Consider the following 13,214-nt stretch of genomic DNA (forward strand, 5'->3'; position numbering starts at 1 on the left):
TCAGCAGGGAGTCGCCGCGCCTTTGCGCGCGTACCACCACCAGGTCACCACGATGCAGCTCAGGTAAAAGCCGACGAACATGTAGAAGGCCATCTCCGGGCCGCCGGTCTGGGCCATGGAAGTGCCGAAGGATTTGGGGATGAAGAACGCGCCGAAGGCGCCCATGGCCGAGCTGAAACCGAGCACCGCGGCCGACTCCTTGCCGGCGTTCTTTTGCGCCTGCTCGCGCACCGCGGCGCTTTGCCCGGCGGCGGCTTTTTCATGCAGGGTGCGGAAGATCACCGGGATCATGCGGAAGGTGGAGCCGTTGCCGATGCCGGTGGTGATGAACAGCAGCATGAACAGGCCGAGGAAGCCGTAGAAGTTGCCGCCGGCGCCGTTATGCGGAAGAAAGTGCAAGACCCCGAAGACCATCACGATCATCGCCACGAAGTTCCACAAGGTCACCCGGGCACCGCCCAGCTTGTCCGCCAGCCAGCCGCCCAGCGGCCGCACCAGGGCGCCCACCAGCGGGCCGAGGAAGGCGAACTTCAGCGCCACCACGTCCGGGAACGCGGTCTTGATCAGCATTGGAAAAGCCGCCGAGAAACCGATGAACGAGCCGAAGGTCGCCAGGTACAGCCAGCACATCAGCCAGTTGTGCTTGCGCTTGAAGATCACTGCCTGCTCGCTGAACGAAGCCTTGGCGCTGGACAGGTCATTCATGCCGAACCAGGCCAGCAGGGTCACCGCGATAATGAACGGCACCCAGACAAACCCGGCGTTCTGCAGCCACAGCTGGCTGCCGTCGGCCAGCACCTGGGGTTGCCCGCCAAGCCAGCCGAACAGGCCGAAGGTGATCACCAGCGGCACGCAGAACTGCATCACCGACACCCCGAGGTTGCCCAGCCCGGCATTCAGGCCCAGGGCCGTGCCCTGCTGCGACTTGGGGTAGAAGAAGCTGATGTTGGACATGCTCGAGGCAAAGTTGCCGCCACCGAAACCACAAAGCAGCGCGATCAGCACGAACACGCTGTAGGGGGTGTTCGGGTCCTGTACGGCAAAGCCCATCCACAGCGACGGCAGCAGCAACGAGGCGGTGCTCAGGGCGGTCCAGCGGCGGCCGCCGAAGATCGGCACCATGAACGAATAGAACACCCGCAAGGTGGCGCCGGACAGCCCCGGCAGCGCCGCCAGCCAGAACAGCTGGTCGGTGCTGAAGCTGAAGCCGATGGCGTTCAGGCGCACGATCACCGTGCTCCAGACCATCCACACGGCAAAGGCCAAGAGCAACGCGGGAATCGAGATCCACAGGTTGCGGGTCGCCGTCTGCTTGCCGCTGCGCCCCCAGAAAGCGGGGTCTTCCGGGCGCCAGTCATGAATCAACGGGCCTGAATCGGGCTTATCAAGAACCGACATGTTCTTCTCCTTGGGCAATGCTGGAAAACGGGGACGAGGTGGCCGGCGGCTGTTTGCCCAGCAGCGGGCGCTTGCGGATTTCGCTGAAGTACATCCAGGTGAGCGACACCCAGACCACGCCGTACATCAACATGAAGCAGGAAGAGCGCACGCCGGTGAGGTCCACCAGGGCGCCGAACAGGATGGGCAGGACGAAGCCGCCCAGGCCGCCGGCCAAGCCGACGATGCCGGACACCGCGCCCATGTTCTGCGGGTAGTCGTTGGCGATGTACTTGAACACCGAGGCCTTGCCGAAGGCGAAGGCGATGCCCATGACGAACAGCAGCACGGTGAACAACGCAGGATTCAGGCCGATGTGGAAATCCAGGGCGCCGTCGACGGTGCGCACTTGCAGCTGGGTCTGCGGGTAGGACAGCAGGAACAGGCAGATCCAGCTGACCCAGAGCACCCACCAGGTCACGCTCTGGGCGCCCCAGCGGTCCGACATCCAGCCGCCGACGGCGCGCAGCACCCCACCCGGCAGCGAGAAACAGGCGGCCAGCAGCGCCGCGCTCTGCAGGCTGAAACCGTATTCCTGCACGTAGTACTGGGTCATCCACAGCGCCAGGGCCACGTAGCCGCCGAAGACGATCGAGTAGTACTGGCAGTAGCGCCACACCGCCGGGTCCTTCAACGCGCCCAACTGCTCGCGCAGGGTGGCGCCAGAGGCGCTGCGATGGGCCTTGTTGTCGGCGCTGAGAAACCAGAACAGCAGCGCGGTGATGAACAGGATGGCGCTGAAGGCTTTCGGCACCAGCTGCCAGCTGCCGGCGGCGATCAGCGCCGGAGCGAGAAACTTGGTCAGCGCGGCACCGGCGTTACCCGCGCCGAAAATGCCCATGGCGAAGCCCTGGTTGTCCTGGTCGAACCACTTGGCGACGTAGGCGATGCCCACCGAAAACGAACCGCCGGCCAGGCCGACGAACAGGCCCAGGACCAGGAACTGCCAGTAGGCCGTGGCGTGGCTGATCAAGTACAGCGGCAACACGCAGCACAGCATCAGCAGGAAGAACACGCTGCGCCCGCCAAAGCGATCGGTCAGCAGGCCCAGCGGCAGGCGTGCCAGCGAACCGGTGAGTACCGGAGTGGCGGCCAGCAGGCCGAACTGGGTTTCGTTGAGCGCAAGCAGTGCCTTGATCGGTACACCGAGCACCGCGAACATCATCCAGACCATGAAGCACACGGTGAAGGCCAGCGTACTCATGCCCAGCACCAGGCCTTGTCGTACACGCGGTTGGGTCATCTCGCTCTCCAGTCAGTCATTCATGGCCGCAGACTAGAGAGGCGAACCCGGTAAAAACTTGACCCGGGTCAAGGAAGCCCGGGGCCTCATGGGCCTATGCTTGCGCCGCCTACCTCCAACGAGGTAGTGCCGAAAAACCTCTGAACCCTTTGTTTATCAGGCTCTTGCCTTGGCTCCACGAGGCGGTTGCACGGATCCGATGAACAACAACTCTTTAGAGGTAGAGCGCCAGGGACCGGCTGCAAAACCATCGCCAGTCGTCCCTGGAGCCTGCTATGTCCACCCTTCCCCCGTTCACATCCGGCCCGCGCCCTTGATCCGCTGGCTGCGCAGTTCCCTGCCCGCCCGCGCCGGCCTGGCGGTGATCCTGATCGCCGTGCTGGCGCTGGCCAGTTCCCTGAGCGCCGGGCTGATCGCCTGGTTCAGCCAGGGCGACGCGGCGGCCATCAATACCGCGGGCTCGGTGCGCATGGAGACCTACCACCTGAGCTGGAAGCTGGCCGCGGGCGCCAGCGCCGAAGAGATCGGGCAGATCCGCCAGAGCCTGCAACAGCGCCTCGACAGCCAGTCGCTCAGGGCGGTGCTGGAAGACGGCGCCGACCCCGAGCTGGTGGACAGCTACCGGCAGATCCAGCAACGCTGGAACGCTGAGTTGCAGCCGGCCCTGGAACAACGCGATGCCGCCGCGTTCCAGGCCCTGGCCCTGCCCTTCGTCGAGCAGCTGAACCAGTTCGTCAGCCTGCTGCAACGCCAGAGCGAACATAAGCAGACCTGGCAACAGTTGATCCAGGGCGCGGCGCTGTTCACCACCCTGTTCGTCCTGCTGCTGGGCCTGTACGAACTGCAATACGGCGTGGTCACGCCCTTGCAGGAACTGGTGGAAGCCACCCAGCGCTTTCGCCGTGGCGACTTCCAGGTGCGGGTCAACCACCAGTCCCGGGACGAACTGGGCCAACTGGCCACCAGCTTCAACGCCATGGCCGAGACCATCGAGCAATCCCACCGCACCCTGGAAACCCTGGTGCGGCAAAAGACCCACAACCTGCAACAGGCCAACGCCGCCCTCGAGCTGCTGTACCAGAGCAGCCGCAGCCTGGCCACGCGGCTGGCCAACGCCGAAGGCCTGGACGAACTGATCCGGCGCTTCCAGCAACGCCTGCCGGGGTTGCGCCTGTCGCTGTGCCTGCAAGGCCAGTTGCAGGCCCCGGCGCAGCAGTTGATCGCCCTGCATGGCGCCGACAGCCGGGAGGTCTGCGCGGTCAGCGATTGCGCCAGCTGCCAGCGGCACCAGCCGATCGCCCGGCAGCGTTTCAGCATCAGCAACCAGGGCAGCGAACTGGGCGAGCTCAAGGCGCACTTCGTCGACGGCCATGCCCCGCAAGCCTGGGAAACCGAACTGATCCAGGCCCTGGCCAACCTGATCGGCACCTCGCTGTCGCTCAAGCGCCAGCGCGAACAGGACCATCGCCTGCTGCTGTTCGAAGAGCGCGCGATCATCGCCCGCGAGCTGCACGACTCCCTGGCCCAGGCCCTGTCCTACATGAAGCTGCAGGTCAGCCGCATGCAGACCCTGATGCGCCGTGGCGAACCGCTGAGCACCCTGGAGAACGTCACCGCCGAACTGCGCGAGGGGGTGAACAATGCCTACCGCCAGCTGCGCGAACTGTTGACCACCTTTCGCTTGCAGATCCACGACGCCGGTCTGGTGCGCGAGCTTGAGGCGACCACCGAGGAGTTCTCGCGCCGCGGCGATTTCCAGGTGCATGTGCAACTCGACAGCCTGGCTTTCGAGCTGTCGGCCAGCGAGCAGATCCACCTGCTGCAGATCACCCGCGAGGCGCTCTCCAACTGCCTGCGCCACGCCCACGCGGAGAATGTCTGGCTGCAACTGCGCCAGCATGGCGAAACCCTGCGCCTGTCGATCGAGGACGATGGCCGCGGTTTCAACGGCGACCACGACAACAGTGGCAACCAGCGCGAACACCACGGCCTGAACATCATGGATGAGCGGGCCCGCAGCCTGCATGGCCAGTTGCAGATTTCTTCCAGGACGCCCCAGGGCACCCTGGTGCAGATGGAATTCCGTCCGGAGTTTCTCGCCGTCCCCACACAAGGTAGCGCCGCATGAACCCATCCCCCACCTACCGGATCCTGCTGGTCGACGACCATCCGATGATGCGTCGCGGCATCCGCCAGATGCTCGAACTGGAAGACGACCTGCAGATCGTCGGCGAGGCCAGCCACGGCGAAGAAGCCCTGGGCCTGATCGAACCCTTGCAGCCCGACCTGGTGCTGCTCGACAACAACATGCCGCAACTCAACGGCATCGAGACCCTGCGCCGCCTGCGGGCCATGGACTACCGCGGCAAGGTGCTGCTGTTCACCGTGTCCGACGCCGAGGACGACATTCGCGACGCCCTGCGCCTGGACGCCGACGGCTACCTGCTCAAGGACATGGAGCCCGAGTTGCTGATCCAGTACTTGCGCGATGCCCTGAGCGGCGCCCTGGTGATCAGCCCGGGGCTGACCCGGGTCATGGCCCAGGCCCTGCGTTCGCCGCCGCGCCAGCCGGAAGTCGAGCTGACCGAGCGCGAGCGCCAGGTGCTGCGCACCATCGCCAGCGGCTACAGCAACAAGGTCATCGGCCACAAGCTGGGCATCACCGAAGGCACGGTCAAGGTCCATGTGAAGAACCTGCTGCACAAGCTCGGCCTGCGCTCGCGGGTCGAGGCCGCCGTGTGGGCCATGGAGCACCTGCGCAACGCCGGCTGAGCCGCGTCTGCCCCTTTGGCCCCCTGCCCCTTTGGAGGTACGCCGGTGGAGGCATAGGCCCTGGCAGCCGCGCGCTCTACCATGGCCGGCAGCGGAGGTACCCATGCTGACCCACCCTTCCATCGTGCTGTTGTTGCGTCGCCACCATCTGTTCAGCCAGTTGCCGGACAAGGTCTTCGAGGAGGTCTGTGCCCGGGCCATGCTCAGGCGCCTGCCCAGCCACAACACCCTGATGCACCAGGGCGACCCGGCCAAGCGCTTTTTCCTGCTGGTCAGCGGCCAGGTCAAGCTGTACCGCATCAGCGGCGAAGGCCAGGAGAACCTGGTGGAAATCATCCAGCCCGGGCAGACCTTCGCCGAGGCCCTGCTGTTCAGCCAGGCGCGCTTCTACCCGGTGAATGCCACTGCGCTGAAAGACAGCGTGCTGGTCAGCATCGACGGCAACCATTACCGCCACGCCCTGGAGGACCAGCCGCAGGTGTGCCTGGCGATCCTGGCGAGCATGAGCGTGCACCTGCACCAGCGCCTCAAGGACATCGACACCCTGACCCTGGGCAGCGCCAGCCGGCGGGTGGTGAATTTCCTGTTGCAGGAGCGCGACCCGCACAGCGGCGAGGTGGTGCTGCAAGTGTCCAAGCGCCTGGTGGCCTCCAAGCTGGGGATCCAGCCGGAGACCTTCTCGCGCATCCTCCATCGGTTGGTCGAAAGCGGCCTGATCGCCATGGAGCGGCGCACTATCCAGATCCCCGGCGCCGAGGAGCTGGCGGCGTACGACGCGTAACCGCCGCCGCTCGCCTGGCGTCGCCCCAATCGCCGGCAAGCCAGCGCCTACAGAGATGTTCAGCCTGCGGCCAACCCCTTGCCCGCCCGTTCCAGATTGCGCCACAGCCAGACCGGCAATACGTCCGGGTCGAGGCTGTCGATCAGGTTTTTCAGGGTCAGGCCCAGCTCGGTATCGCCCTCGATCACCAGGCGCCGGCGGAAGAACAAGGTGTCCGGGTCTTCCTGGCGGCTGGCCAGCAGCAGGAACTCGCGCCAGTTGCCGCTGATGGTCACATCGGCCCGGGCGTGTTCGGCGATGCGCAGGCCGTCGCGGTCGCGGGTCAGGTACCAGGCCAGGCCCAGGTCGGGAATCCGCAGGCACAGCCAGCGCCGGCGCAGCAGGTCGAATTCGCCGGCGCGCAGCGGCTCGGCCAAACAGCGGTTGAGCCCCTGCTGCAAGGCCAGGCGCTGCACGCCGAACGGCACCCGCCGCAGCAATGGCAGCAGCCGGTCGGCGCTGCGCAGCAGCCAGTCCTTGCGTTTGGATTTGCCACTCAGCACAGGCCCACCTCCTCGACGCGCAACATCCCGGCCTGGCCATGCCAGTAACCGTTGCAGCCCTCGACGAACAGCGGCGGCGTCGCGCCCTGGCGCACCCGCTGATAGGCCTCGATCACCTCGCCCATGCCCTGGGCCCGCGGGCTCAGGCGCAGCAGGTCGGCGCCGCAGGCCACCAGCCCGGCATAGTCCGCCAGCAGATTGGTGACCTCCGCCGACAGGGTCTGGATGCCATTGAGGGTGAACAGCGCCTGGCCTTCCTGGCTGCTCAGCGCCAGGCCGTCGGGGTACTGGATGCAGCAGAACTGGCAGTCGTCCTTGGGCCGGTCCTGGGCCCGGGCGGTGAAACAGCGCGCGGAATAGGCCAACGGCAAATGCCCATAGGCGAAGACTTCGACCTCGGGCAGCGCCTGGCCCAGCTCGCGCACCTGATCCAGCACCGCGCGGATCAGCGCCGCCGAACACTCCACCGGCGGCACCCAGCGGATCATCCCGCAGCCCTGCAACTGGGCCAGGGCGTGGCCGTTGTACAGGTTCAGCGCCGGGCCACCGACGAAGGGCAATTTGCGCTCGGCGAGGAACTGCACCGCACCCATGTCGTTGGCCTCCACCAGCAGCTCGCCGTTGTCGCACAGGCGCCGCAGGCTCGACAGCTCCGAGGCGGCTTCGATCAGGGTCAGGCTGGAGAGCACGATCTGCGCCGACGTGCAGCCCTGCAATTCGCGCCCCAGGCCCAGCCACTGGTCCAGGGACAGCGCCCGGCGTTTCGAACACACGGTTTCCCCCAGGTAAATCACATCCAGGGGCAAGGCCGACATCTCGGCATAAAAACGCCCCAATTGTTCCTTGTCCCAGTAGAACAGGACGGGGCCCAGGCTGAGCTTCATCGCGAACTCCTCATTGCCATGATCGATGGTAGGCACCCAGGGTGGTCTGGCTGCCCTCGGACAGGCCGGCCAGTACCTGGCGCCACTGGTCCTTGACCGTGAAACTGGCGGGCGCGGCGCGATGGGCATCCAGCGCCGCGCGCCAGACCCGGGTGACCTGCTCGACATAGGCCGGGCTGCGCTGGCGGCCTTCGATCTTCACCGCCTCGACACCGATCGCCGCCAGCTCCGGCAGCAGGTCCAGGGTGTCGAGGCTGGTGGGTTCCTCCAGGGCATGGAAGCGCTTGCCCTCCACCAGGAAGCGCCCCTTGCACAGGGTCGGGTAGCCGGCTGGCTCGTCGGCTTGATAGCGGTCGATCAGCACTTCGCTGAGGCGCGCGCTCAAGCCTTCGGCGTCCTCGCTCCAGCGCACCGCCTTGGCCGGCGAGCAGACGCCGCACAGGTTCGGCGACTCGCCGGTGATGTAGGAAGACAGGTGGCAACGCCCTTCGGCCATGATGCACAGGCTGCCAAAGGCGAATACTTCGATCGGCACCGTGCTGCTGGCCGCCACCTGGCGCACCTGGGCCAGGGACAGCACCCGCGGCAGGACGGCGCGGCGGATGTTGTAGTGCCGGGCGTAGAACGCCAGGGCGCTGGCATTGGTCGCCGAGCCCTGCACCGAGAGGTGCAGGTTCAATTGCGGATGGCGCTGGCTGGCATAGGCCAGGACCCCGGGATCGGCGGCGATCAGCGCGTCGACCCCATGCTCGGCGGCGCGGTCCACCGCCCGTTGCCAACGCGCCCAGCCCTGGGGCTGGGGGTAGGTGTTGACCGCCACATAGAGTTTGCGTTGGTGCTGGCGAATGTGCGCGACCGCCGCGTCGAACTGCTTGTCGTCCATGTTCAGGCCGGCGAAATGCCGGGCGTTGGTGTCGTCGCGAAAGCCGACGTAGACGGCATCGGCGCCTTGGCGCACCGCCGCTTTGAGCGCAGGCAGGTTGCCTGCGGGGCAGACCAGTTGCATGGGGGTTCCTCATCAAAGAACGCGCCGGAGCGACGCGTGCGCAGCGATCGGAAATGCGCTGCCAGTCTAGCCAGACCGACAGCCACGGCCTTGACCGCAATCAATTGCCGTCACTGCATCAGTTCGGCGAACGACAGGAACGGCACCGGGTCGCCCGGACGTACCAAGCGCTCGCCTTCCACCAGCGCCAGGCCCTCGGCCCAGCAGGCGGCGGCGAGCATCGCCGAGCTTTGCTGCGGGTGCGGTTGCACACGAACCCGGGCATCGTCGCCGGGCACCAGGCGGGCGCGCAGGTACTGGCGCCGGCGGTTGCGCTGCAACCACTCGAAGCCCGCCGGCAACGCCATGGGCCGCGGCAATGCATCCGTCACACCCTGGGCCCGCAGCAGGAACGGGCGCACCACCACCAGCGCGGTCACCAGCGCCGCCGAGGGGTTGCCCGGCAGGCCGAGCCACGGCTTGCCGGCCACTGCGCCAAAGGCCAGGGGCTTGCCCGGCTGGATCGCCAGGCGCCAGAAATCCACATGGCCCAGCTCCTCAATGGCCTGCTTGAGGTGGTCTTCCTCGCCGACCGACACCCCGCCCGAGGTCAGCAGCAGGTCGCACTCCGACGAGGCCAGGCTCAAGGCGTGGCGGCTGGCCGCCAGCTCGTCGGCCATCACCCCGTAGTCGTGCACCTCCACGCCCCAGCCGCGCAGCAACGCCGACAGGCAATAGCGATTGCTGTTGTAGATCTGCCCCGGCGCCAGGGGCTGGCCGGGTTCGCGCAGCTCGTCGCCACTGCTCAGCAGGCACACGCGCAACGGCCGATAGACCTCGACCCGGGCGATCCCGGCCGCCGCCAGCAAGCCCAGTTCCTGGGCGCGCAGGCGTTTGCCGGCCTTGAGCAATAGATCGCCGCGGGCGACCTCCTCGCCCTGCTGGCGCACGTGAGCGCCGACAGTCGTCGGCGGCAACCAGACTTGCCCGTCCTCGACCTGGCAGTTCTCCTGGGGCACCACCGTATCGGCCCCCGGCGGCAAGGGCGCGCCGGTGAAGATGCGCACCGCCTGCCCCGCCGCCAAGGGAGTCTCACCCGCTTGCCCGGCGGCGATCCGTCCCCCCAGGGTCAGGCGGCCACCGGCGGGCGGCAGGTCGGCGGCGCGCAACGCGTAGCCGTCCATGGCGCTGTTGTCCCAGCCGGGCAGGTCCAGCGGCGAATGAAGGTCCGCCGCCAGCACCCGGCCCAGGGCCTGCTCCAGGGCGATGATCTGGGTCGTCGGTGGTGGCGGCGCCTGGTCCAGCAGATGGGCGATGGCCTGGTCCACCGGGATCAGTTGGCCGCTGTCGCAGCCACAGCCGGTCACGACCGCGCCCCACAGGCCTCGATGTTCTGTGGCGGTCCCTCATGGGTCTGCGGCTTGAGGTGGGGGGCGAAATTGCACGGACCGGTGCGGCTGTCCAGCTGTGGGCGCAGGATCATGTTCCAGGCCGTGCGGCAGGCCCCCGGCGAGCCCGGCACGCACACCACCAGCACGCCGTTGCTGACCCCGGCCAGGGCCCGCGACTGCAGACTGGACATGCCGATTTCTTCCACCGACACCTGGCGGAACAGCTCGCCGAAACCTTCCACATGCTTGTCCAGCAGTGGCAGCACCGCCTGGGGCGTGTTGTCCCGCGCGGTGAAACCGGTGCCACCGGTCATCAGCACCACCTGCACCTGGGGGTCGGCAATCCAGCGCGAGACGCTGGCGCGGATCTGGTAGATGTCGTCCGGCACCAGGCCTCGATCGACCAGCACATGGCCGGCGCTCTGCAACAGGTCGCAGAGAGTCTGGCCCGAGGTGTCGGTTTCCAGGGTGCGCGTATCGCTGATGGTCAGCACGGCGATGTTCAGGGGTTGAAACGTGCGTTGCGCCAGATGGGCCATATCCAAGCCTTCCCGTGAAATGAGATTGGCCCCAGCCTGAACCGAATCCGCCGACGAACCTATTCCTCCAAGGAGGTACCTCGACGGGACGACGACCCTCAGGGCGCCAGCCGGCCGTGGCGCCACACGCCCTGGTGCAGGCGGTAGTCGAGGCGGTCATGCAGACGGTCGCTGCGCCCTTGCCAGAACTCCATGCGCTGCGGGCGCAGGCAGTAGCCGCCCCAGTGTTCCGGGCGCGGCAGCGGCTGGCCGTCGAAACGGCTGGTGGTGCTGGCCAGCAGGGATTCCAGTTGCAGCCGGTTGGCCAAGGGCTGGCTTTGCGGCGAGGCCCAGGCACCGAGGCGACTGGCCAGGGAGCGCGAATCGAAATACACATCCGACAGCCGCGGCGCTAACCGCGATACCCATCCTTCGATGCGCACCTGGCGCTCCAGAGCCGGCCAGAAGAAGGTCATGGCGGCCCGGGGATTGGCCGCCAGCTCCAGGCCCTTGGCGCTCTGGTAGTGGCCGAAGAAGGTGAAACCGTCATCGCTCAGGCCCTTGAGCAACAGCACCCGACAATGGGGCTGGCCCTGTTCGTCGACCGTGGCCAGGCACATGCTGTTGGCCTCCACCGGCGCCTGCTCGGTGTCGCGGGCCTGTTGCAGCCACTGACGGAACAGCGGCAGCGGATCCTCCGGCACGGCCTCGTCGGCCAGGCCATCGCGGCAATAGTTACGGCGCATCTGGGCCAGGGAAAGCGGCATGAGGGTGATCTCCGTTGGGGTTTGCCGCAGTCTGCGAGGAGCCGCCTGGCATGACCTTGATCGCCATCAACGGCAGCTGCCGATCCCTATTTTCTGTAGCAATTGCGCCGCGCCCCTCTAGGCACCCATGTTCCGTAGCCGCTGCCGAGCCTGTGAGGCTGCGATCGAGGTGGGCCAGCAGTTGCTTCTGTAGGAGCAGCCGGTCGACGCTCGATTGCTCGCGATGAACCTGAGGACGACGCGGGGTGTCAGGTTATGCGCGTCATCGTTGACGACCATCGCAAGCAATCGAACGTCGGCCGGCCTGCTATTTGAGCCGCAGGCGCCGGGCCAGTTTGTGCAGGTTGCTCGGGTCGACCTCCAGCAGCCGGGCGGCGCGCGCCCAGTTGTTGCGGCAGCGGCTCAGGGCCTGGTGAATCTTCTGCCGCTGGTACTCGTCGACGGCTTCGCTCAGGGGCTGGAACGGCCCGTCGTCGGCCGCCGGCGGCGACTGTTCGAGCGGCTCCGCGCCCTTCAGCGTGCTGTCGAGATCGAGGACTTCCGGCTCCAGGGTCAAAATCAGGTTGCGACTGCCGCCACGGCTGAGCTGCTTGAGGGCGGCGCGGCTGATCACGTGTTCCAGCTCGCGCACATTGCCCGGCCAGGGGTACGCCAGCAGCGCCCGTTCAGCCGCCGACGACAGGCGCAGGCCACGCAGGCCGAGACGGCTGCGGTTGAGTTCGAGGAAATGCCCGGCCAGCAGCAACACGTCAGAGCCGCGTTCGCGCAGCGGCGGGATCGGCACCGGGTACACCGAAAGCCGGTGGTACAGGTCGGCGCGAAACAGCCCGTCGCGAATGCTGTCCGGCAGGTGGCGGTTGGTCGCGGCGATGATGCGCACATCCACATGCAGCGGCTTGTCCGCCCCCAGGCGCTGGATCTCGCCGTTCTGCAGGGTGCGCAGCAATTTGGCCTGCACGCTCAGCGGCAGCTCGCCGACCTCGTCGAGAAACAGCGTGCCGCCGTTGGCCGCGTCGAAGCGCCCGGCGCGGTCGCTGGTGGCGCCGGAGAAGGCGCCCTTGACGTGACCGAACAGCTCGCTCTCGGCCAGGGATTCCGGCAGCGCCGCGCAGTTGACCTGCACCAGCGGCTTGTGGGCGCGTCGGGACAGGCGATGCAGGCGCCGGGCGAACAGCTCCTTGCCAACCCCGGTCTCGCCCAGCAGCAACACCGGCAGCTCGGAATCGGCGAGCACGTCCAGCTCGTTGAGCAATTGATGCAGGACTTCGCTCTGGCCGAGGATCTCGCCCTCCTCCACCGGCCCGCGGGCATCCTGCGGCTCGCTGCGCGACAGGCGCAGGCTGCGGTTTTCCTGTTCCAGGCGGGTGACCCGCAGCGCCGCCTCGATCTGCAGGCTGCAGCGCTTGAGCTCATCCCGCGCCCGGCGGTCGAAGGTCCCGGGCCGCAGCGCGTCGAGGGTGATGGCGCCCCAGACCCGCCCTTCCACATACAGGCTCACGCCCATGCAGTCGTGCACCGCCAGCGGCCCGCTGTCCGGGTGGTCGAGCAGCCCGTCATAAGGGTCCGGCAGGCGGCTGTCGGGCTCGAACCAGGTGGGCTCGCGGGACGCCATGATCGCCGCCAGGCGCGGGTGCTGGGCGATCACGAAGCGCCGCCCGAGGGCTTCATGCACCAGGCCGACGGTGGCCAGCGGCCGCAGGCTGTCGTCGTCCAGGCGCAGCAGGCCCACGGCCCCGGCCTTGAAGTACTCACGCAGGGTCTGCACCAGACGCTGCAACCGCACGGCATTGGGCAACTCGACAATCAGGTCGGCCGCCAGACTTTCACGCAACATGGTAGTCATCACCCTTTCTGGTGGTTCCGACCCCGAGATTTCAGGGTCATCCGCACCACG

At 67.2% G+C, this 13,214-nt stretch carries 12 protein-coding genes; 3 read left to right on the top strand and 9 right to left on the bottom strand.

The features are described from left to right. Together CXQ81_RS19640 and CXQ81_RS19645 are read right to left on the bottom strand one after the other, a co-directional pair. Complete coding sequence (locus CXQ81_RS19640) at nucleotides 1–1,398, bottom strand: NarK family nitrate/nitrite MFS transporter (protein ID WP_101338267.1); 1,398 nt, start codon at nucleotides 1,396–1,398, stop codon at nucleotides 1–3. Then, nucleotides 1,385–2,680, bottom strand: a complete 1,296-nt coding sequence (locus tag CXQ81_RS19645; protein WP_053261550.1) for a nitrate/nitrite transporter — start codon at nucleotides 2,678–2,680, stop codon at nucleotides 1,385–1,387. Before CXQ81_RS19645 ends, CXQ81_RS19640 begins: the two co-directional genes overlap by 14 nt. 313 nt (nucleotides 2,681–2,993) lie before the next feature. Between CXQ81_RS19645 and CXQ81_RS19650 the strand changes: the two genes are divergently transcribed. The 3 genes from CXQ81_RS19650 (at nucleotide 2,994) to CXQ81_RS19660 (ending at nucleotide 6,233) form a co-directional block, all read left to right on the top strand. Then, nucleotides 2,994–4,808: a HAMP domain-containing protein gene (locus tag CXQ81_RS19650; RefSeq protein ID WP_101338268.1), complete on the top strand. Its 1,815-nt coding sequence runs from the start codon at nucleotides 2,994–2,996 to the stop codon at nucleotides 4,806–4,808. Continuing rightward, entirely contained in the window at nucleotides 4,805–5,452 is a 648-nt protein-coding gene (gene narL / locus CXQ81_RS19655) for a two-component system response regulator NarL (RefSeq protein WP_007928738.1), read from the top strand. The genes CXQ81_RS19650 and narL overlap by 4 nt, the downstream gene beginning before the upstream one ends. Nucleotides 5,453–5,555: 103 nt before the next feature. Next, entirely contained in the window at nucleotides 5,556–6,233 is a 678-nt protein-coding gene (locus CXQ81_RS19660; protein WP_101338269.1) for a Crp/Fnr family transcriptional regulator, read from the top strand. A 59-nt stretch (nucleotides 6,234–6,292) separates the two neighbouring features. Here the strand turns inward: CXQ81_RS19660 and CXQ81_RS19665 are convergent, their stop codons facing one another. The 7 genes from CXQ81_RS19665 to norR all read right to left on the bottom strand — a co-directional run bounded on the left by CXQ81_RS19665 (nucleotide 6,293) and on the right by norR (nucleotide 13,154). Next, nucleotides 6,293–6,775: an SCP2 domain-containing protein gene (locus CXQ81_RS19665; protein WP_053261554.1), complete on the bottom strand. Its 483-nt coding sequence runs from the start codon at nucleotides 6,773–6,775 to the stop codon at nucleotides 6,293–6,295. Next, entirely contained in the window at nucleotides 6,769–7,659 is an 891-nt protein-coding gene (locus tag CXQ81_RS19670; RefSeq protein ID WP_007927490.1) for a U32 family peptidase, read from the bottom strand. Before CXQ81_RS19670 ends, CXQ81_RS19665 begins: the two co-directional genes overlap by 7 nt. Before the next feature lie 10 nt (nucleotides 7,660–7,669). Next, nucleotides 7,670–8,665 carry a peptidase U32 family protein gene (locus CXQ81_RS19675; RefSeq protein ID WP_007927488.1) on the bottom strand — a complete coding sequence of 332 codons (996 nt, stop codon included), beginning with the start codon at nucleotides 8,663–8,665 and terminating at the stop codon, nucleotides 7,670–7,672. Nucleotides 8,666–8,775: 110 nt separating this feature from the next. Further along, nucleotides 8,776–10,011: a gephyrin-like molybdotransferase Glp gene (glp, locus tag CXQ81_RS19680; RefSeq protein ID WP_101338270.1), complete on the bottom strand. Its 1,236-nt coding sequence runs from the start codon at nucleotides 10,009–10,011 to the stop codon at nucleotides 8,776–8,778. Next, entirely contained in the window at nucleotides 10,008–10,574 is a 567-nt protein-coding gene (gene moaB, locus CXQ81_RS19685; protein WP_101338271.1) for a molybdenum cofactor biosynthesis protein B, read from the bottom strand. Before moaB ends, glp begins: the two co-directional genes overlap by 4 nt. A 98-nt stretch (nucleotides 10,575–10,672) precedes the next feature. Then, entirely contained in the window at nucleotides 10,673–11,320 is a 648-nt protein-coding gene (gene pdxH / locus CXQ81_RS19690) for a pyridoxamine 5'-phosphate oxidase (RefSeq protein ID WP_101338272.1), read from the bottom strand. Nucleotides 11,321–11,627: 307 nt separating this feature from the next. Then, nucleotides 11,628–13,154 (bottom strand): nitric oxide reductase transcriptional regulator NorR, encoded by a 1,527-nt coding sequence (norR, locus tag CXQ81_RS19695; RefSeq protein ID WP_101339445.1) that lies wholly within the window; start codon nucleotides 13,152–13,154, stop codon nucleotides 11,628–11,630. Nucleotides 13,155–13,214 lie beyond the last annotated feature (60 nt).

Source organism: Pseudomonas sp. 09C 129 (assembly GCF_002843625.1).
GTDB lineage: Bacteria > Pseudomonadota > Gammaproteobacteria > Pseudomonadales > Pseudomonadaceae > Aquipseudomonas > Aquipseudomonas chlororaphis.

What these genes read in the sequence shown, in the direction of transcription:
- CXQ81_RS19640 (WP_101338267.1), bottom strand. Translation starts at nt 1,398, where the DNA reads ATGTCGGTTCTTGATAAGCCCGATTCAGGCCCGTTGATTCATGACTGG.
- CXQ81_RS19645 (WP_053261550.1), bottom strand. Translation starts at nt 2,680, where the DNA reads ATGACCCAACCGCGTGTACGACAAGGCCTGGTGCTGGGCATGAGTACG.
- narL (WP_007928738.1), top strand. Translation starts at nt 4,805, where the DNA reads ATGAACCCATCCCCCACCTACCGGATCCTGCTGGTCGACGACCATCCG.
- CXQ81_RS19660 (WP_101338269.1), top strand. Translation starts at nt 5,556, where the DNA reads ATGCTGACCCACCCTTCCATCGTGCTGTTGTTGCGTCGCCACCATCTG.
- CXQ81_RS19670 (WP_007927490.1), bottom strand. Translation starts at nt 7,659, where the DNA reads ATGAAGCTCAGCCTGGGCCCCGTCCTGTTCTACTGGGACAAGGAACAA.
- CXQ81_RS19675 (WP_007927488.1), bottom strand. Translation starts at nt 8,665, where the DNA reads ATGCAACTGGTCTGCCCCGCAGGCAACCTGCCTGCGCTCAAAGCGGCG.
- moaB (WP_101338271.1), bottom strand. Translation starts at nt 10,574, where the DNA reads ATGGCCCATCTGGCGCAACGCACGTTTCAACCCCTGAACATCGCCGTG.
- pdxH (WP_101338272.1), bottom strand. Translation starts at nt 11,320, where the DNA reads ATGCCGCTTTCCCTGGCCCAGATGCGCCGTAACTATTGCCGCGATGGC.
- norR (WP_101339445.1), bottom strand. Translation starts at nt 13,154, where the DNA reads ATGTTGCGTGAAAGTCTGGCGGCCGACCTGATTGTCGAGTTGCCCAAT.